We start from the raw sequence: 19,779 nt of genomic DNA, 5'->3' as shown, positions 1-19,779 counted from the left end.
CTGTGGCACTCAACCTCATTTCCTGGAAAATGCCAACGATGATATTTCACAAATATTCTCAATCTCAGGCAATTATTACCAGTTGTTCGGTAACTTTTATTAGCCTAATTTTACTGAGTTATCCCACTACCGTTTTTGCCCACGCGGGACACGGCAATGAATTTCACCAAAGCGGCGAAACAAATCAAACTCCTGCTGCTATTTCTGTCGATGCCAAAACAGCAAAACGGTTGGGAATTAAAGTCTCCCCGGCCACCAGCCAGCGATTAGATATCGGTATCAAAACTACAGGAGAAATTGAAATTTTGCCCAACCAAAAGGTAGAAGTGACGGCTTCGGTGGCTGGCAAAGTGGTAGAGTTGTTAGTTAAGCCTGGAGACAAAGTATCAAAAGGTCAACCGATTGCGGTTTTGTCGAGTTCAGAATTAGGACAGTTGCGCGTTGAATCTCTCTCGAAACGAGCGGAAGCTGAGGCAGATTTGCAGCAAGCACAAGGCGATTTGAAACTAGCACGAGAAAATTACGATCGCCAAATTCAAATCTCTGAAGCAGAAATAATACAAGCCCAAACTCAAGTAGCAGCAACAACTCAACAGTACCAACGAGAGCAAGAATTAGTCAATCAGCGCTCTGTTGTCAAAGTTGCTAAGGAAAATTATCAACGTCAGATGGAGATAGCGCAAGCAGAGATAGCGCGGGCGGAAACTGAATTGACTGTGGCTAAAGAAAAGTTCGATCGCGATCGCGAGTTAGTTGCATCAGGGGCGATCGCGCGGCGTACAATGCTAGAGTCGCAATCCCACTTCGCCGAAGCCAAAGCCAATGTTGCGAAGGCAAAAAGCCGTCCCGAAGTTATCAAAGCCGAAACCGAAATTAAACAAGCTGAAGTAGACCTCCCCGTGCGGGAATTGCGCGATTCTCAAGGCAAGGTGGCAGATGCAAAAGCTCAACTAACCAAGGCTCAGAGCCGCCGGGAAGTGTTGGAAGCCGAGAATCAGGTCAAACGCGCCAAAACTGCCGTGCAAGTCGCTCAGTCACGCATTCGCTTAGCCGGTGCGGCTTATCAAGCGCGGCTGCAACAATTAGGGACTGTTGCGAACGAGCAGGGACTTGTCACCGTAATTGCTCCGATTTCTGGTACGATCGCCGATCGCGCCATCACCCAAGGAGAGTCTGTAAGCGCTGAAAAACCGTTGATGAGTGTCTTAAATGACAGCCGGGTTTTTGCTACCGCCAACATTTACGAAAAAGACCTGAATCAGGTAAAACAGGGCCAGGAAGTCAGGGTGAAAGTTGCTAATTTGGGCGATCGTATTTTCAAGGGAAAAATCACCTTAATTGGCTCATCCGTGCAAGGAGAAACGCGGGTTGTACCAGTCAAAGCAGAATTAGATAATAGTAACGGCGAGTTAAAGCCGGGACTGTTTGCGGAGTTGGAAATTTTAACCAGCAAAAATGTTACTAATGTTTTAGCAATTCCGAGTACAGCAGTAGTAGATGTTAGCGGTAAAAAAACCGTTTACGTCCAGAATGGTGATGCGTATCAAGCTGTTGACATTGAAGTCGGTCAAACTGCCGGGGATTTAGTAGAAATTAAGAGCGGTTTATTCGATGGAGATTTGATTGTAACCCAGCGCGCGCCTCAACTTTACGCCCAATCTCTGCGAGGCGGTAGCAAGCCATCAACCAGTGAGGAAAAGAAAGAGGTAAGTCCTAAGGTAACAGAGGTTAACTTTAATAATTTGCCTGTGTCTTTATGGTGGGCGGGAATTGGGGGAGGAATTGCGATCGCATCCTTGACTTTCACAGCCGGCGCTTTCTGGGGCCATCGGCGCGATCGCAAATTCCCAACCTTAGCAGCAGCTCAACATCATGCCGCCAACAATAGCTTTTCAACCTCTGAACTGGTGCTAACAGATGAATTGCCGTTACAGAATGACAACCATCACGTTAACAATCAAGAGTCAGAAATTAAGAGCTTAAAATAAAGTTAATTACCAACAGCACGACACAGAAGTCACGGATACACGGATAGCATTTTTCCTATGCCCAATGCCCTGTTTGCCCAATGCCCAATGCCCTGTTTGCCCAATGCCCTATGCCCAATGCCCTATGCCCAATGCCCTATGCCCAATGCCCAATGCCCAATGCCCAATGCCCAATGCCCAATTACCAAATTATTAAATGTTCAGCACTATTCTGAGATGGGTAATCAACCGCCGTTGGCTAGTCGTTCTCGCCACCATTATTATTAGTCTTTGGACATTATATATTATCCCCAAAATGTCCCTTGATGTCTTCCCACCTTTTGCGCCGCCGCAAGTCGAAATTCAGACGGAAGCACCGGGCCTCGCACCGGAAGAAATCGAGTCTTTAGTAACACTCCCGATCGAAAGTGCGATTAATGGAACTCCGGGAGTAACAGCAGTGCGATCGTCTTCGGCTGTCGGTCTTTCTGCGATTAAGGTAATCTTTGATTGGGGAACTAACATATACCAAGCCCGCCAATTAATAACGGAAAGGTTGCAACAAGCTCAAAGCAAACTCCCGGCTGGAGTAGAAACACCACAAATTTCTCCGACTACTTCTCCGGTTGGTTTGGTAATTACCTATGCTTTTACATCAGAAACTACTCCTTTGATGGAAGTCCGCCGTTTGATTGATTGGCAAGTCACAAATCGCCTTTTAGCAGTGACTGGTGTTGCTCAAGTGGTGGCTTACGGTGGCGAACAAAGGCAGTATCAAGTATTAGTAGAACCTGCTAAATTAAAAGCTTTTAATATCTCCTTGCAGCAAGTTGCAGAAGCGACGAAAGCTGCCAATGTTAACGCACCGGGAGGCTATTTAATTACGCCAGACAAAGAAACGTTAATTCGGGGTGTAGGGCGGATTGAGTCTGTGGCAGATTTGCAGCAATCTGCGATCGCCTCTCGCGAAGGAATACCCGTCAGAATTGGTGATGTTGCGGATGTCAAAATTGGTGCAGCAATCAAGCGGGGAAACGGCAGTTTTAACGGCAAGAAAGCTGTGATTGTGATGGTAAACCGACAGCCGGTTGCTGATACTCCGACGGTAACGAAGGCGGTTGAGGCGGCAATGGCTGAGGTACAGCAAGCTTTACCTAAGGATATTAAGGTGACTGTGACTTTCCGGCAGGAAGAGTATATCAATTCTTCGGTGGAGAATGTGCGATCGGCTTTAATTGAAGGTAGCATTATTGTCACCGTGATTCTAATCCCGTTTTTGATGAATTGGCGCACTCTGACGGTAGTTTTGCTCGATTTCTTCCTAACTTGGCTGTTCGGGCTGCTGGCGATGTATTGGCTGGGGCTGGGATTGAATACGATGACTTTGGGGGGGTTGTCGGTGGCGATCGGCACTGCGATCGACGATGCGATTGTTTATGCTGAAAATACCTACCGCAATTTACGAGAAAATAAGGCTTCTGGGCATCCACGCCCGGTGATGGATGTGATTTTTGACGGCAGTCAAGAGGTGCGCGATTCGTTAATTGGAGCCACTATCATTGGCATCGTTGTGTTTTCGCCAATTTTTACTTTGCCAGGTGTAGAAGGTCGAATTTTTACGCCGATGGGAATTACTTATTTGGTGGTTGTGGTGATTTCTAGTCTGGAATCGCTGTTTGTTTCTCCGGCGCTTTGTGCTATTTTATTGCCAAATAAACGCATGACTTCCCAGGAACCTTGGTTGCCGAGATTTTGCAAGCATATTTATCATTATTGTATCCGGCTGTCAATGCGCTATTCGGGAATTGTTTTAGCTTTTGCTGCTGCTAGCATGGTGGCTGCATTAGTTATTTTGCCTTCCTTTGGACGGGTGTTTTTGCCGGAGTTTCAGGAGCAAACTTTGGTGAATACGATTCTGCTTTATCCGGGCGTGTCTTTGGAGGCGACGGATAGTGCGGCTTTTGCGATGGAAGATGCACTTAAAAATGATACCCGGTTTGAATACGTGCAAGTGCGATCGGGCAGAGCTCCGGGTGATGCCGATGCTGCGGGAGTAAATTTGGCTCACATTGACATCGGTTTGAGCGAGGAAGGGATGAAAAATAGGTCAAAAACTTTGGAATTTTTGCGGCAGGAATTTGCGAAATTGCCGGGAGTTGCACCAAATATCGGAGGCTTTATTTCTCACCGGATGGATGAGGTTTTGTCTGGTGTCAGAAGTCAGATTGCTGTAAAAATATTTGGCCCGGATTTGAATCAACTTCGCAGCCTCGGTGCTCAAGTTGAAGCGCAAATGAAAACAGTTAAGGGAATTGTGGATTTACAACTCGAACCCCAGGTGCCGGTGCAGCAAATTCAAATTAAGTTTAACCGTCAAGCTGCGGGTAGATATGGTTTGAAAATTGGAGAACTTTCGGAAATCATCGAAATAGCTTTAAATGGCAAAATTGTTTCTCAAGTTTTGGAAGCACAGCAAACTTTTGATTTGGTTGTGTGGTTGCAGCCGTCAGCCAGAAACAACCTCGAAACTATTCAAAATTTGTTGGTTGATACCCCCAGCGGTAATAAAATTCCCCTGGCGCAAGTGGCGACTGTGACATACGGTACGGGCCCAAATACGATTAACCGCGAGAATGTTTCTCGGTTGATTGTGGCGGCGGCTAATGCGAAAGGTAGGGATTTGCGATCGCTCGTGAATGAAATTCAAGCTAAAGTCAAACGGGAGGTGCAGTTACCGTTTGGTTATTTTATCCAGTACGGCGGTCAATTTGAGGCGGAACAAAGGGCTTCGCAGAATATTATGGTGTTTAGCGCGATCGCCTTTTTGGTCATTACCGTCTTGATGTACTTGTCAGTTAAGTCGATCGCTTCAACTGCGATGATTATGATCAATTTGCCGATCGGATTAGTGGGAGGAGTAATTGCTGTAGCTTTGACTGGCGGTATAATTTCCGTAGCTTCCCTGGTTGGCTTTGTCACATTATTCGGCGTAGCTACCCGCAACGGCTTGTTGTTAGTAGACAACTACAATACTAAATTTGCTGAAGGAATGGCTTTTCAAGAAGCTATTATTAAAGGGTCTATGGAACGGCTTAACGCTATTTTGATGACTGCTTCAACTTCAGCTTTAGGTTTAGCGCCGTTAGTCTTAGAAGGCGGGCCGGGAAAAGAAATATTACAACCTTTGTCGATCGTAGTTTTAGGAGGATTGTTTACTTCTACGGCGTTAACTCTGTTAGTTTTGCCAGCCTTGTATGCTCAATTTGGGAAATTCTTACGCCCTCAAGAACCTCAGCCTGTTGCTGAAGATAAAAGAACTCATTTAACTACTTTTTAGCAACGATTATGGCTGTTGCTGAATAATTTTTGATAATTTTCCTTGACGCCCTGTTTTAAAATGCCATAATTTACGAATAATTGTCCGCAAAGAGTCAAGCACATGAAAACGATCAAATCAAGTTTAATTATTCTCGGCAGTGTCGGATTGCTATTTTTGGGAGCTTGCGGTAAAGGCGACGAAGCAAACGATACAAAAATCACTCCCACACCCCCTCCTGCTGCTTCACAACCTGCGTCTTCCGCTCCCGCCGCCGATCCTGCTGCTGCTGCAAAAGGAGCTAAAGGCGGTCAAGTTGTCAATGCTGGAGCTTACCATTTAGAGTTTGTGCCTGTCAAAGAAGCTACTGGAACTCACTTAGATTTGTACCTGCAAAAAGGCGATAAAAAGGAACCAGTTCCTGATGCAAAAGTGTCAGCACAAGTGCAGTTGCCGAGTGGAAAGCAACAAACCCTAGCTCTCAAATACGATCCTGAAGGCAAACATTATGCTGTTGTATTTCCCGGCAAAGATCCAGGTCAGTATCCTGTGAAGGTGAATGCGGATATTAAGGGAGAAAAAGTGGACGGTCGTTTTACTTTCACTCAGTAAAAAGCAGAGTAAAAATAGGCATTATACCACCAAATTCAGGTTTGGAAAGCCCTTTATTTTCTCAGTTTGCAAAGGACACTTTGTTTGAGCTGTTGGGGTAAAAATCGCAATGTGAGAGTACATTCGATTTTCACCCCAAAGCGATTTCAACGAATAGCTTTTACGCCTTTCAATAATTCTGTATGGGCGGGTTCGCCAATGGTTAAAAACGTAGCAAACAGGTTAAATAAACCCGCCTCCACCCCACGAACAACTCCCAAATAACCCTCATATTGACATTGGTGCAAGATGTCATAACAAGAGTATCTAACCCGGATTTGGTATTACTGGATTTCTTCAGTATTCTCGCTGCCTGCATCTGCTGTTGCTTGTTTCTCCATCAGCGATTCTACAAGGATTAACGCAATACTGAAGGCACAGCCCAGGTAAGGATCGATACAAATTTGACCGACTTGCAGGATAATTTTAGCAATTATGATTAAGAATTTGGCGCGCGGGGTAGTATTTAGCATTTCTTTGCCTTCTAATTTGTTTATATTTACTGTTTTAACAGGCATAAAAATAGCTGAAAATGGGATATTTTTATTGATTAAATACCTGCAAATAATCCAGATGACTCGGCGGTTGAAACCGCTACTACACGAACAAAGTCGGCCTGCGCCGACTGATTAATAGAGGGGTAAAAAACTCGAATTTGGTTATAAATCTAAATATTGATAATTAAACGGCAAATAACCTTAAATAGCATTAAATAACAACTGCGGTTTATCCACGTCAATCTAAAAAACGAATGCTATGCTTTAAATAACAACAAAATCTTGGCTGATAAACCGGGTTTCTTTCAGCAATCCGGTTTTGGTAAAAAATTATTGAACCCACTCGGAGGTATTTTATGAACGCGGAAAAGTCATTTATAGTTTTTCTTGAAGATATCGCTGCGGATATTTTTACTGAAACTGCATCTGATGTGCAAAAATTATGCTTTCGGCTGCGGTTTCATCCCGACAATCACCAACTCGAAAATACCGATATCGCTGGATTAATTAAAAAACAACTCAACGGCGGTTTCTCGGAAAATTCGATTAATCCAATTTTGGGCGATGTGATTAAGAAAATCAAGGATAAATTTGCACCACAAATGGCAGCAGATGGCGTTGATATTGCCAAGCTGACACCGGGGAGAGGTAAACCGAAAGAATCTCCTTGGAAAATAGTTTATGGCTGGTTGCGGATGAAGTGGATTTGGCAAAGTTTGGTGGAGAAAGCCGACAAGCATTGTGAGTGGATTGATTTTCTGCCTCCAGAAAACCATCTTGGAATTGTCATCCCGCCGCCGCGTCAGAAACGACAGCTTCAAGTTAAGGCTGCTTATTCTATGCGAATTGAATTGCAGCATTCTAGTCGGAATTTACTGCTGCTGAATCAAGGATGGACAACCAAATATGTTTTGACGCCTTCGATCGCTTTTGCACCGAAGTGTCAGCTTGATGGTAAGCCGATGTGGATACCTCAAGATGGATCGAGTTTGCAAGAGAGTAACGGATGGATTAATTTTGATACTCCGGGTAAAGAGGAATTTGTCGGGATTGTGTTGGATGAAGATTTAGATTTTGATTGGTTGGATTTGCGGGATGATAACCACGCACCGACTTGGGATGAGACGCGGCTTTCTCAGTTGTGGAGTTATTTGGAAGGTAAGGAGAATTGGCAGGTTTTTTATCAGGATTTTGAGGTGGTTGGTTAGATACGAAATCCGCCAGGGAATCAATGTTTCATCAGGAATGTCTCGAAAATTTTTGTAGATATTATAATTATCAAAGGAAATCTAACGTGGACGAACAACGCATACAAGCTTATCTCCAGCTAATTTACTCTCTCCTCAAGTGTCCCAACGGACAAGAAGTGGAATTATTAGAGGCGAATTCAGATTTAGTCGATCGCGGGTTGTTGAAATCGATGGTATTGGTAGAGGCTGATTTGTTAGAGAAGGGAGAGCAAAATGCGATTAATTAATTGGTTGTTAAATTTTGCCAGTCAATTACCAAAAGTGCTGGAGATTTTATCAAGTTTAGCGACGCGAGCAGAATATTTCATCTTCTTGGTAGAGTTGTTAAAAGTAGAAGGGGAAATAGACGAGAATCCCCAAGCAGTCGATCGGTTATTGCAACGGCATCTCAATAAACTGGATATGCATTTTCCCCAAATCTTGCAGGAAGTAGCGACTGGCTTGATTTCCCAAGACCCAGAAAATGCAGAATTGATTGTCGTCTTAATTGAAAATATCAGCCTTCGTATTCAAGAATTCCCCCTGGGAAACATCGCCGATAATCAGGAAATTGCCATTGCTGGCCATGCAGTTGTCTTGCAAAACTGCGATGAAAATACCGAAAAGTGGGCAACGACGCAAAATAATCTTGGGAGTGCATACAATAACAGAATCAAAGGGGATAAAGCTGACAATATTGAGTTAGCGATCGCAGCTTACACCAAAGCTTTGCAAGTTTACACCCCACAAGCTTTCCCCCAAGGTTGGGCAATGACACAAAATAATCTTGGGACTGCGTACTGGGACAAAATAAAAGGGGATAAAGCTGACAATATTGAGTTAGCGATCGCAGCTTACACCAAAGCTTTGCAAGTTTACACCCCACAAGCCTTTCCACAACATTGGGCAACGACGCAAAATAATCTTGGGAGTGCATACAATAACAGAATCAAAGGGGATAAAGCTGACAATATTGAGTTAGCGATCGCAGCTTACACCAAAGCTTTGCAAGTTTACACCCCACAAGCTTTCCCCCAAGGTTGGGCAATGACACAAAATAATCTTGGGACTGCGTATTGGGACAGAATAAAAGGGGATAAAGCTGACAATATTGAGTTAGCGATCGCAGCTTACACCCAAGCTTTGCAAGTTTACACCCCACAAGCCTTTCCACAACATTGGGCAACGACGCAAAATAATCTTGGGGCTGCGTATAGTAATAAAATCAAAGGGGATAAAGCTGACAATATTGAATTAGCGATCGCAGCTTGCACCAAAGCTTTGCAAGTTTACACCCCACAAGCCTTCCCTCAAGATTGGGCAATGACGCAAAATAATCTTGGGGCTGCGTACTCGGACAGAATAAAAGGGGATAAAGCTGACAATATTGAGTTAGCGATCGCAGCTTTCACCAAAGCTTTGCAAGTTAGAACCACACAAGCTTTACCTTACGATTTGGCGCAAACGCAAAATAATCTTGGGAATGCTTATTGTAAGAGAATAAAAGGGGATAAAGCTGACAATATTGAGTTAGCGATCGAAGCATACACCAACGCCTTGCAAGTTTATACCCCACAAGCCTTTCCACAACATTGGGCAACGACGCAAAATAATCTTGGGGCTGCGTACTTGCACAGAATCAAAGGGGATAAAGCTGACAATATTGAGTTAGCGATCGAAGCATACACCAAAGCCTTGCAAGTTTATACCCCACAAGCCTTCCCCCAAGATTGGGCAGGGACGCAAAATAATCTTGGGAATGCGTACTTGCACAGAATCAAAGGGGATAAAGCTGACAATATTGAGTTTGCGATCGCAGCTTACACCCTTGCCTTACAAGTTCTCACCCCACAAGCTTTCCCCCAATATTGGGCAATGACGCAAAATAATCTTGGAAATGCTTATTGTAAGAGAATCAAAGGGGATAAAGCTGACAATATTGAGTTTGCGATCGCAGCCTACACCCAAGCTTTGCAAATCTACACTCCAGAAGCTTTTCCCCAAAATTGGGCAATGACGCAAAATAATCTTGGGCTTGCCTACAATGACAGAATCAAAGGAGATAAAGCTGACAATATTGAGTTAGCGATCGCAGCTTACACCCACGCTTTGCAAGTTAGAACCCCAGAAGCCTTCCCCCAAGATTGGGCAATGACGCAAAATAATCTTGGGGCTGCGTATAGTGACAGAATCAAAGGAGATAAAGCTGAAAATATTGAATTAGCGATCGCCTCTTACACTCTTGCTTTGCAAATCTATACTCCAGAAGCATTTCCCATTGATTGCCTCAGAACAAGTAGCAATTTAGGCAACCTAGCCTTTGATATCGAAAATTGGCAACTTGCCATCGAAAGTTACGAAAAAGCCATTGCATCCGTTGAACGAAGCCGCAACTGGGCAACTACCGACAAACGCCGCCACGAAATCCTCAAAGAAGCGATCGGAGTTTATTACAGAATGGTGCAAGCCTGTATCAACAACGGTCAACTAGATAAAGCCCTTGAATATTCCGAACGTTCTCGTTCTAAAACTCTGGGCGATATCATGGCGAGTAACCGCTATTTTGAACAGGGAGAAATTGACCTCGAACTCAAACAAGCTTGGCAGAAATACGACGATCTGCAACAGCAAATTAACCTGCTTACCCTTGCCTATCAAACCGCAGAAACACAACTAGCAGGCACGAGGCGCATCGCCACGCCAGAAAGTTTGCAAGCAGACGAGGAAGCCATCGAACAATTAGAAACCGAAAAACAGCAAACCTGGCAAGAACTCCGCCGCCGCGATCCGGTTTTGGCGGGACAACTCCAAGTCGATCCGTTAAATTTATCCCAGATTCAGCGGTTAATTGATAATAATAAGACTGCCCTGTTGAGTTTTTATACGACTGAAAATGACACCCATATTTTTATCTTGTTGAAAGATCGATCGCCCCAACTCTTCACCTGCGAAGGACAAGGATTGGAAGTGTTGCAAAGTTGGTTGTGGAAAAACTGGTTGATTCCCTATGTGGAATTCAGAAATACAGGAAACTGGGAATGGAAAGACAAAATGGGGAGTGTTTTGGCAGAACTTTCTGGGCGGTTGCAAGTGAATGAATTGATTGCTAAGTATCTGAATGGGATTGAAGAATTGATTATCGTGCCGCATTTGATGTTGCATCAAATTCCGTTTGCGGCATTGCCTGTGGGCGATCCCCCCCAGCCCCCCTTAAAAAGGGGGGGGCAAGAGGCAAGCGATGCTTGCGAGTCCCTTTTGCCCTGTGCAGAGGCCAGCGATCCCCCCCAGCCCCCCTTAAAAAGGGGGGGGCAAGAGGCAAGCGATGCTTGCGAGTCCCTTTTGCCCTGTGCAGAGGCCAGCGATCCCCCCCAGCCCCCCTTAAAAAGGGGGGGGCAAGAGGCAAGCGATGCTTGCGAGTCCCTTTTGCCCTGTGCAGAGGCCAGCGATCCCCCCCAGCCCCCCTTAAAAAGGGGGGGGCAAGAGGCAAGCGATGCTTGCGAGTCCCTTTTGCCCTGTGCAGAGGCCAGCGATCCCCCCCAGCCCCCCTTAAAAAGGGGGGGGCAAGAGGCAAGCGATGCTTGCGAGTCCCTTTTGCCCAATGCAGAAGCAATCAAAATCCCTCCAGTCCCCCCCCTTACTAAGGGGGGGTTAGGGGGGGATCTTTCGGGGCAAGAGGCAAGCGATGCTTGCGAATCCCTTTTGCCCAATGCAGAAGCAATCAAAATCCCTCCAGTCCCCCCCCTTACCAAGGGGGGGTTAGGGGGGGTTCTTTCCACGAATTGCGACTCCACACGCGGCATCTCAATTCCAAAACCTCAACCCAAAACCCAACCAACTTCCCCCCCAACCCAATATCTCGGCGACAAATTCCGCCTCCGAGTTGTCCCCAGTTGCCAAATTCTCAGCTATTGCCACGATCGCCCGCCACTGCACGCACAACTGATAATGGGTATCGTGGAAGATGCCACCGAAGACTTGCCGTTTACCCGTTATGAGTGCGAAACCCTGGCAAAAACCTACCAAATTCCCTCCACGCGGCGGCTGCAAGGCAAGGATGCCACGATCGACAGCGTAAAACACCTGTTGCGGCAAGTGCAAATCCTCCACACCAGCCACCACGCCGCCTCGAACCTCAACGAACCCCTAGAATCGGCACTGCAACTGGCGGATGGTAACTTGAAACTGGGACAATTGCTGTCCCCCGGTTGGCGAATGCCGGATTTGTCGGATGCCTTCACCTGCAACTGCGAAACTCATTTCTCTGTTACCGATGTTACCGATGAAATACTGACGCTTTCTGTGGGGTTTCTCTGTGCCGGTGCCAGGAGTGTCGTCAGTACGCTATGGTCAGTAGAAGATTTGGCAAGTGCGATGCTATCTCTGTTCTACTACCAGGGGCGCGAAGCTGGTTTGTCCCGCAGTTTGGCGTTGCAAAAAGCACAGCAAAACTTGCGTAATTTAACGGGGAAAGAGTTTGCGGCGCGATATCAAAGCGCGTTAGAGAAGCATCTGGAAGAATTGCACGCAGCGATAATGGAAAAACATCGGGGCGTGGTGAATGAAAATGAGTCTCAAAAGTTACTTGAAGCGGCGCGGAAAATAGAAGCGCAGCAACGGCGGTTAGAAGGATGCGCTAAGGAGGATTTGCCCTTTAACAGTCCTTATTATTGGGCGGGTTTTGTATCGCAAGGATTATCTTAGTTGGGTTTCTGTAAATCACCAATTACCAAATTATGATAGCGGTTGCACCATTAGCGTTAATCTGCCAATATCAGCGGTTGCAAAATTATGAGAATATTGCTAGTTGAAGATGAACCAGATTTAGGAAAGGCGATCGATCGCACTTTGAAGCAAGAAAAATACATAGTTGACTGGGCCCAGGATGGGAATGAAGCTTGGGAATATCTAGACAGTCAGTGGACGGAATACACCGTAGCCATCTTTGACTGGTTGCTTCCGGGATTGTCGGGAATAGAATTGCTGCGAAGATTGCGCGCCAAACATAGTTTTTTGCCAGTTTTGATGCTGACAGCCAAAGACAGGATGGAAGATAAAGTGGCGGGATTGGATGCGGGGGCTGACGATTATTTAGTCAAGCCCTTCGGGATGGCGGAACTGTTAGCAAGGTTGCGGGCTCTGCAAAGGCGATCGCCCCAAATACAGCCCCAACAGCTACAAATCGGAAATCTCGCCTTAGATTGCGGGAATCGCACAGCTTTTCATCTCCATCAAAACGGCAGAAACCAGACAATTTCGCTGACTAACAAAGAATTTCAATTGTTAGAATATTTCATGAAACATCCGAACCAAATTGTCACCACTGACCAAATTCGGAATCAGATATGGGAAGCCAGCGCAGATACTTTTAGCAATGTGGTAGCGGCTCAAGTGCGCTTGCTGCGGCGCAAACTCGAAGTAGTTGGCTGTGCGAACTTAATTGAAACTGTCCACGGCGTCGGATACCGAATGAGAAATTAAAGATAAGACGGCGGTTGAAACCGCGCCTACACAAACGATGTCCGCCTCCGCGGACTAAGAAAATAATATTTATTGTCCTCCCTTCTACTAATTCTCTCTTTTCTCCTTCTCTGCGTCCTCTGCGTCCTCTGCGGTAAATAAAAAATATCATCCCCAATCAATTACCAATTACCAATTACCAATTACCAGCAAATGATGAAACGTGAATCAAAATAAACTATTTAACCGCACTCGATCGCAATTAGCGATTTCCTATGCCGCAGTCATGGGTTTGATTTTAAGCTTGCTGGGATTTGGTGTATATAAGGCGATCGCCCACGCGCACTGGATCGCGATCGATCGCGAATTAGAATCGGTAGCGGGGACACTCCACGATAGCCTCGAAATCAAGCTACAGCAGCCCGGACGCCTGGAACCAATCGTCAATGAACTTTTGCCAAACCTCCGCGTAATTGGAGTTAACGGCGCTAGAGAACAGTTAGCCGATCGCCATATTTTAAGCGCCATCAACCAAAGCTATTACTATATTCGTTTATTTGACTCTTCTGGGAAATTGATTGCTACAGCAGGCGCTTATCCCGAAACATTGCCGCCGAGATTTAACTCGCAACACTGGCAAACAATCGCTGACAGCAAAGGGAATATTTATCATCAAATTTCTGTATCCCTGCACACAAACACCCTGGAAGATTGGGGATACTTTCAAGTAGGACGGAGCTTGCAAGACTTCAACAGTTATCTCAGTACAGTTAAATTAATTTTAAAGTTAGGATTGCCGACAGCGTTAATTTTGGTGGCTTTTTCTAGTTGGTGGCTGGCAGGATTGGCAATGAAACCGATTTATGCTTCTTACCGACAAATCCAACAGTTTACGGCGGATGCTGCCCACGAATTGCGAACGCCTTTAGCGGCATCTCAAGCCACAGTAGAATCGGCGCTGTTGATGCCACAATTGGATGAGAAAGAAGCACGGGAAATTTTGCAGACTGTCGATCGCCAAAACCGACGATTGACTGACTTAGTGACTGATTTGTTGCTGTTGGCGCGGATGGACTCTCAACCAAAATCCGAGATCCCTCAGCTTTGTTGTTTAAACGACTTGGTGGGCGATTTGGTCGAGGAATTGGCAGCTTTGGCGAGATCCTCCGAGGTAGCGCTAACATCGGAAATCCGCGTACAGCAGCCATTGAATGTTGTCGGAGATGCCGATCGACTTTACCGTCTCGTTGCTAACTTAATTGTCAACGCCATTCAATACACTCCGGCTGGCGGAAAAGTCACAGTAATCTTAGATTGCAGCCACATCGAGGCGATAATTCAGGTGCAAGATACCGGGATTGGGATAGCGGCGGCAGATTTAGGGCGGATATTCGATCGCTTTTACCGAGTCAACAAATCTCGATCGCGCCATACAGGCGGTTCGGGACTCGGATTGGCGATAGCACAAACCATAGCCCGCGCGCACCGCGGTAGCCTCACCGCGCGCAGTGAATTGGGCGCAGGCGCTACATTCCTGCTGCGGTTGCCCCTGTGAGCTATGATGTGGGGGAAACCGAATATCTTTTTGTGGTAATCCCTTTGGCAAAAGGTAGCGCGATCGCCCAAAATCATTAAATAGTCAGTTGACAGTTGTAGGGGCGGTGCCCCCGTGCCCGCCCTCTTAGTTGACAGTTAATTTCTCACAATTATCACCCAAGAATTATGACAGTTTTAGAACAGGGAACAATCTCAATCCATACCGAGAATATTTTCCCGATTATCAAGAAATCGCTATACACCGACCATGAAGTCTTCTTGCGGGAACTAATTTCCAACGCCGTCGATGCCATAGCCAAACTCAAAATGGTTTCCCGTTCCGGCGAATACAGCGGCGACATTGGCGAACCACAAATCAATATTGCGATCGACAAAGAAAACAAAACACTCTCAATTACCGACAACGGCATCGGGATGACAGCCGACGAAGTAAAAAAATACATCAATCAAGTCGCCTTCTCCAGCGCCGAAGAATTTATTCAAAAATATCAAGGCAGTGGCGACGACGCAATTATCGGCCACTTTGGACTCGGTTTCTACTCTTCTTTCATGGTCGCTCAGAAAGTAGACATAGACACCCTTTCTTACCAAGAAGGCGCGCAAGCAGTACATTGGTATTGCGATGGTTCACCCGCTTTTGAACTATCAGAATCCGCCCGCACCGAACGCGGCACTACGATTACTCTCACTCTGCAAGACGAAGAACTAGAATATGTAGAAGCCACTCGCATTAAGCAGCTCATCAAAACTTACTGCGATTTCATGCCAGTTCCGATCAAATTTGAGGGAGAGGAACTCAACAAGCATAAGGCAATTTGGCGGGAAGCAGCCAGCAATTTGCAGAAAGAAGATTACTTAGAACTGTACCGCTATCTTTATCCGTTTCAAGACGAGCCGCTACTTTGGGTACACCTGAATACAGATTATCCTTTCATTGTCAACGGCATTCTTTTCTTTCCCAAATTGCGACCGGATGTCGATGTTACCCAAGGTAATATCAAGCTATTTTGCAACCAAGTTTTTGTCAGCGATCACTGCGAAGAAATCATTCCAAAATTCTTGATGCCGCTGCGGGGAGTCATTGACAGTACCGATATTCCGCTGAACGTTTCTCGCAGTTCTTTGCAAAGCAATCGCACAGTCAGAAGAATCGCTGATTATATTGCGAAGAAAGTGGGCGATCGCCTAAAAGAACTTTACCGAGATGACCGCGATGAATACATCCGCTGCTGGCAAGATATCGGCACTTTTGTCAAGTTTGGTTCACTCAACGATGACAAATTTAAAAAACAAGTCGAAGATATCTTAATCTACCGCAGCACCTACGAACCAACAGCAGAAAAGCCAGAAATTGCAACGCCAGAAGTGCAGGTGCAAACTGAGGACGGAGATTTGTGGCAAGATGTCACTCCAAAATCGGACGGTACTACTTCGACGCAACCTTACACGACTCTGAAAGAGTATTTGGAACGCAATCAAAAAACTCACGAAAACCGCGTCTTTTACTGCACTGAACCTGCGTCGCAAGCAACTTATGTCGCCCTGCACAAAAGCCAAGGTTTAGAAGTGCTGTTTATGGATTCTTTCATTGACACGCACTTTATCAGTTTCTTGGAACGCGAATACTCAGATGTTAAATTCTCGCGGGTGGATTCCGACATCGACGACACGCTAATTGACAAAGAAAAAGAAGCCGAAATTGTCGATCCGGCGACTAATAAAACTCGCAGCGAACAAGTTAAAGAACTGTTCCAAAATGCTCTCAACAAGCCGAAAGTGAACATCCGCACTGAAGCTTTGAAGTCTGACTCTGCTGAGGCGGCGCCACCTGCGATCGTCCTGTTACCAGAAGCTTTGCGCCGGATGCGCGATATGACGGCGCTTTTGCAGCAGCAAGCAGCGCAATTCCCCGATGAACACGTTTTGCTGGTGAATACGTCTCACCCGCTGATTCAAAATCTGGCTAATTTGAGTCAGGGTGCGATTATTCAAGGCGGCGGCGAGTCTCCCTCGGCGCAGTTGGCCAGCATGATTTGTCACCACGTTTATGACTTGGCTTTGATGGCCCAGAAGGGTTTCGATGCTGAAGGGATGCAGGAGTTTGTCGAGCGATCGAACCATGTCTTGACAAAATTGACTGAACGTGCAATGTAAGAACCCCCCTCCCTTGCTAAGGGAGGAGTGGTTTTATAGTCGTCAAACAAACTAGGTACGTTGTTGGGCTTCAGCCCTCTTTATAAGATTAGGAAAGAGGGCTAAAGCCCAACAACATACCTTAGCCCAAGCGCAAGCCAACTGCGGAAGCAAAAGTTGATTTCCCTTGCTGAGAGAGCGATTGGAGGTTTTCTTGTCCCCCCCTTAACAAGGGGGGCTAGGGGGGTAGTCCGCAGTTGCTCTATAATAAAAGGCTGCATCAAAAAAAGTAGTCTGGAGGGCAATATGTCACGGAAATGTCAGCTAACGGGCAAGAAGGCGAACAACGGTTTTGCGGTTTCTCACTCGCACCACCGCACTCACAAGTTACAAGGCGCAAATTTGCAGTGGAAGCGGATTTGGTGGCCGCAGGAGAAGCGTTGGGTCAAGTTACACCTTTCTACGAAGGCGATTAAAACCTTGGAGCACAAGGGTTTAGAAATTATGGCTAAGGAAGCTGGAATTAATCTTTACAAGCTTTAAATAACCTTGTTAGTTGAGAATAGGGCGATCGCGTATATTAAAAGTGCGATCGCCTTTACTTTTACAAACAAACGTTCGTAGTGAGGAATGCGAGTCCTTCTTCCTAAGTCAGAAAAGAAAGGACTGAAGTCCGAACGATCAAACCCGTTCGTAGTGAGGAATGCGAGTCCTTCTTCCTGAATTGCAAAATAAAGCACTGAACTCCTCACTACAAATGTGAAAATAAAGGACTGAAGTCCGAACGATAAAACCTGACTGAACTCCTCACTACAAACTTGAAAAGAAAGGACTGAAGTCCGAACGATCAAACCTTGATTAAACCAATTTTCTGCATTGCAGTAAATAAGTAGTCATCATCCCTTTACCTTTAACTTCGATCTCACCGCGATTTTCAAAAAAATACTTTTCTCGCAATTTATGATAAGTTGTAGATGTGACCTGAATGCACCCAGGCGAACCGTGAGACTCCATGCGGGAAGCGGTGTTAACTGTGTCTCCCCACAAATCGTAAATAAATTTTTTAATACCGATGACTCCAGCGACAACCGGGCCGGTATTGATCCCGATTCTGATACTAAAATCTTGATTGTGGGTATTGCTGAATTCAATAATTGCCTGCTGCATATCCAGGGCCATTTCTGCGATCGCCTCTGCGTGATCGGGGCGAGTAATTGGCAGCCCTCCCACTACCATGTAAGCATCGCCAATCGTCTTAATTTTTTCCAAACCGTGCCTTTCTGCTAAGTTGTCAAAAGTCGAAAAAATATCATTCAGCAACGCAACTAATTCTGTTGGAGAAACTCGCGCACTCAATTGAGTAAAACCTACGATGTCGGCAAATAATACAGTAACATCAGCAAAAGTATCTGCGATCGTGCTATCTCCCCGCTTCAACCGATTTGCTATTTCTTCCGGCAAAATATTCAACAACAACCGTTCTGACTGTGCCTGTTGAACTCGCAGTGCATTTAAAGTTTCATTGAGAGCATTAGTTCGTTCTTCAACTCTAGATTCTAACTCTTCATTCAGCTTGCAAAGCGCAATTTCAGCCCGCCTGCGGTCTGTGATATCCGTACCGATTGCCAGCAGCCCCACGAACTTTCCGGCCGCATCAAACAGCGGTTTATTTGCCCAGGATACGCAAACGCGAGATCCACTGCGCCGCATACTTTCATTTTCATTTGTTGTATACTGTTCCGGGTTATTTAAAATATTGCTCAATAACACCGCCAGGTCGTTTCCCGCTGTATCTGTCTGGGGTATAATTGTGCCAACTGCGTGTTTTCCCAGTATTTCTTGTTCTCTGTAACCAAAAAAATTCTGTGCAAACTCGTTAAAAAAAGTAATATTACCTTCTGTATCTAGTTTTAAAATAATGCTGTTAGCATTTTCGACCAATTCCCGATACTTAACTTCGCTTTGCCGCAGCAAATCCTCTGCTGATGCGCGTTCTGCTACTGTGGCAGCTAACAGCAGCGAAGTAATTACAATTACGCTCATGAAAGCCTGCAAAAATAAGATTGCTTGATTAATATTTATGGCTTTGGCAATAAACGGGCCACCTCCCTGAGAACCTCCCCAAATGGCAATACTGGATACAATAAAATATGCTAAAACAGCCCCGCGCTGACCGAATTGAATGGTTGCCCAAATCACCAACGGAAATGGCAAGTATTCTAGGGGATAGCCGGATAGATTGCTATTAGTTTTTGATGTATATACTAGCCAACTTACTATTATTAATAGTAGCCAACATATGGCGCACAAAATTATATTTACAAGTGTTTTAATCTTAATTATTTGTTGATTGCGTGTCGCTATTTTTTGGTAAAAAATTAGCAGCATCGGAGTAAAAATCAAAACTCCTAATGTGTCTCCAAGATACCAATTCCACCGAATTTCCCAATATTCTCTCCAGTCAATAAGACCAGTCAAACACAGCCGCAGCGTGCCGAGAGTGCAGTTGATTTGAGTGGCAACTACAGCACCGCAAAAGATTAAATTGACTACATCAATTAGTCGAGCCAGTGAGGGGCGAAACTTGAACTGTTGCAGCAAAGTAAATGCACATAAAGCTTGCAAACAACCGCAAAAAGCACTAATTGTTGCATTTATTAAGGATATTTTGAGGTTGAGAGTCTCGTAAAAAAATACGCCTAAAGCTATTCCCGGCCAAAGGCGCCGACCAAATAATAAAACTGCTGCTTGGGCAATTCCTGCGGGCGGCCAGACGCAGGTAGCTAATTTATTCACGCCGGGGATTGAAGATGCTATTTTAGCTCCTAAAGCGTAAGCAAAGGCAATGACAGCTATTTTTCCTAAATATTGCCAATTTATAGATTGAATAAATCGCATAAATTGATTTTTGTTTTGGTTCATAGTGACTTTTATATTTTCAACTAACTATACCAACCGTCAAAACTATTAGA

13 protein-coding genes are annotated in these 19,779 nt (G+C 45.4%); 10 read left to right on the top strand and 3 right to left on the bottom strand.

The window, feature by feature from the left end; genetic code table 11:
- Positions 1 to 38 precede the first annotated feature (38 nt).
- The 3 genes from QZW82_RS18740 (at position 39) to QZW82_RS18730 (ending at position 5,895) form a co-directional block, all read left to right on the top strand.
- Positions 39 to 1,988 carry an efflux RND transporter periplasmic adaptor subunit gene (locus QZW82_RS18740; protein WP_293151041.1) on the top strand — a complete coding sequence of 650 codons (1,950 nt, stop codon included), beginning with the start codon at positions 39 to 41 and terminating at the stop codon, positions 1,986 to 1,988.
- A 196-nt stretch (positions 1,989 to 2,184) separates the two neighbouring features.
- Complete coding sequence (locus tag QZW82_RS18735; protein WP_293150976.1) at positions 2,185 to 5,304, top strand: efflux RND transporter permease subunit; 3,120 nt, start codon at positions 2,185 to 2,187, stop codon at positions 5,302 to 5,304.
- A 102-nt stretch (positions 5,305 to 5,406) separates the two neighbouring features.
- The gene (locus QZW82_RS18730) at positions 5,407 to 5,895 is read left to right on the top strand and encodes a hypothetical protein (protein ID WP_293150973.1); all 489 of its coding nucleotides are present in this window, start codon (positions 5,407 to 5,409) and stop codon (positions 5,893 to 5,895) included.
- A 323-nt stretch (positions 5,896 to 6,218) separates the two neighbouring features.
- On the opposite strand, the gene QZW82_RS18725 is transcribed toward QZW82_RS18730, so the two are convergent.
- On the bottom strand, positions 6,219 to 6,452 hold the full coding sequence (locus QZW82_RS18725; protein ID WP_293150970.1) for a hypothetical protein: 234 nt from the start codon (positions 6,450 to 6,452) through the stop codon (positions 6,219 to 6,221).
- A gap of 335 nt (positions 6,453 to 6,787) precedes the next feature.
- Here QZW82_RS18725 and QZW82_RS18720 point away from each other — a divergent pair, with 335 nt between their 5' ends.
- From QZW82_RS18720 to rpmB, 7 genes are all read left to right on the top strand, one after another.
- The gene (locus QZW82_RS18720) at positions 6,788 to 7,639 is read left to right on the top strand and encodes a DUF4384 domain-containing protein (protein WP_293150967.1); all 852 of its coding nucleotides are present in this window, start codon (positions 6,788 to 6,790) and stop codon (positions 7,637 to 7,639) included.
- An 86-nt stretch (positions 7,640 to 7,725) separates the two neighbouring features.
- Positions 7,726 to 7,908 carry a hypothetical protein gene (locus tag QZW82_RS18715; RefSeq protein ID WP_293150964.1) on the top strand — a complete coding sequence of 61 codons (183 nt, stop codon included), beginning with the start codon at positions 7,726 to 7,728 and terminating at the stop codon, positions 7,906 to 7,908.
- The gene (locus tag QZW82_RS18710) at positions 7,895 to 12,361 is read left to right on the top strand and encodes a CHAT domain-containing protein (RefSeq protein WP_293150961.1); all 4,467 of its coding nucleotides are present in this window, start codon (positions 7,895 to 7,897) and stop codon (positions 12,359 to 12,361) included. Before QZW82_RS18715 ends, QZW82_RS18710 begins: the two co-directional genes overlap by 14 nt.
- Before the next feature lie 87 nt (positions 12,362 to 12,448).
- Positions 12,449 to 13,138, top strand: a complete 690-nt coding sequence (gene rppA, locus QZW82_RS18705; RefSeq protein WP_293150958.1) for a two-component system response regulator RppA — start codon at positions 12,449 to 12,451, stop codon at positions 13,136 to 13,138.
- 202 nt (positions 13,139 to 13,340) lie between these two features.
- Entirely contained in the window at positions 13,341 to 14,672 is a 1,332-nt protein-coding gene (gene rppB, locus QZW82_RS18700) for a two-component system sensor histidine kinase RppB (protein ID WP_293150955.1), read from the top strand.
- A 167-nt stretch (positions 14,673 to 14,839) separates the two neighbouring features.
- Positions 14,840 to 16,828 (top strand): molecular chaperone HtpG, encoded by a 1,989-nt coding sequence (htpG, locus tag QZW82_RS18695; RefSeq protein ID WP_293150952.1) that lies wholly within the window; start codon positions 14,840 to 14,842, stop codon positions 16,826 to 16,828.
- A gap of 285 nt (positions 16,829 to 17,113) precedes the next feature.
- The gene (rpmB, locus tag QZW82_RS18690) at positions 17,114 to 17,350 is read left to right on the top strand and encodes a 50S ribosomal protein L28 (protein WP_293150949.1); all 237 of its coding nucleotides are present in this window, start codon (positions 17,114 to 17,116) and stop codon (positions 17,348 to 17,350) included.
- Here rpmB and QZW82_RS18685 read toward each other — a convergent pair.
- Both QZW82_RS18685 and QZW82_RS18680 read right to left on the bottom strand, forming a co-directional pair.
- Entirely contained in the window at positions 17,347 to 17,547 is a 201-nt protein-coding gene (locus tag QZW82_RS18685; protein ID WP_293150945.1) for a hypothetical protein, read from the bottom strand. The genes rpmB and QZW82_RS18685 overlap by 4 nt on opposite strands.
- Positions 17,548 to 17,665: 118 nt before the next feature.
- Complete coding sequence (locus QZW82_RS18680) at positions 17,666 to 19,729, bottom strand: adenylate/guanylate cyclase domain-containing protein (protein WP_293150942.1); 2,064 nt, start codon at positions 19,727 to 19,729, stop codon at positions 17,666 to 17,668.
- Positions 19,730 to 19,779: the final 50 nt, after the last annotated feature.

Source organism: Microcoleus sp. bin48.metabat.b7b8b9.023 (assembly GCF_013299185.1).
Taxonomy (GTDB): domain Bacteria; phylum Cyanobacteriota; class Cyanobacteriia; order Cyanobacteriales; family Microcoleaceae; genus Microcoleus.
Note: the sequence above shows the minus strand (reverse complement) of the source record. Positions and strands in the feature narration are given on the sequence as shown.

Bases quoted from the DNA above. Each gene is read 5' to 3' on its own strand.
- QZW82_RS18740 (WP_293151041.1), top strand. From the start codon at position 39: ATGATATTTCACAAATATTCTCAATCTCAGGCAATTATTACCAGTTGT.
- rppA (WP_293150958.1), top strand. From the start codon at position 12,449: ATGAGAATATTGCTAGTTGAAGATGAACCAGATTTAGGAAAGGCGATC.
- QZW82_RS18680 (WP_293150942.1), bottom strand. From the start codon at position 19,729: ATGAACCAAAACAAAAATCAATTTATGCGATTTATTCAATCTATAAAT.
- QZW82_RS18720 (WP_293150967.1), top strand. From the start codon at position 6,788: ATGAACGCGGAAAAGTCATTTATAGTTTTTCTTGAAGATATCGCTGCG.
- QZW82_RS18730 (WP_293150973.1), top strand. From the start codon at position 5,407: ATGAAAACGATCAAATCAAGTTTAATTATTCTCGGCAGTGTCGGATTG.
- QZW82_RS18725 (WP_293150970.1), bottom strand. From the start codon at position 6,452: ATGCCTGTTAAAACAGTAAATATAAACAAATTAGAAGGCAAAGAAATG.
- rpmB (WP_293150949.1), top strand. From the start codon at position 17,114: ATGTCACGGAAATGTCAGCTAACGGGCAAGAAGGCGAACAACGGTTTT.
- QZW82_RS18710 (WP_293150961.1), top strand. From the start codon at position 7,895: ATGCGATTAATTAATTGGTTGTTAAATTTTGCCAGTCAATTACCAAAA.
- htpG (WP_293150952.1), top strand. From the start codon at position 14,840: ATGACAGTTTTAGAACAGGGAACAATCTCAATCCATACCGAGAATATT.
- QZW82_RS18735 (WP_293150976.1), top strand. From the start codon at position 2,185: ATGTTCAGCACTATTCTGAGATGGGTAATCAACCGCCGTTGGCTAGTC.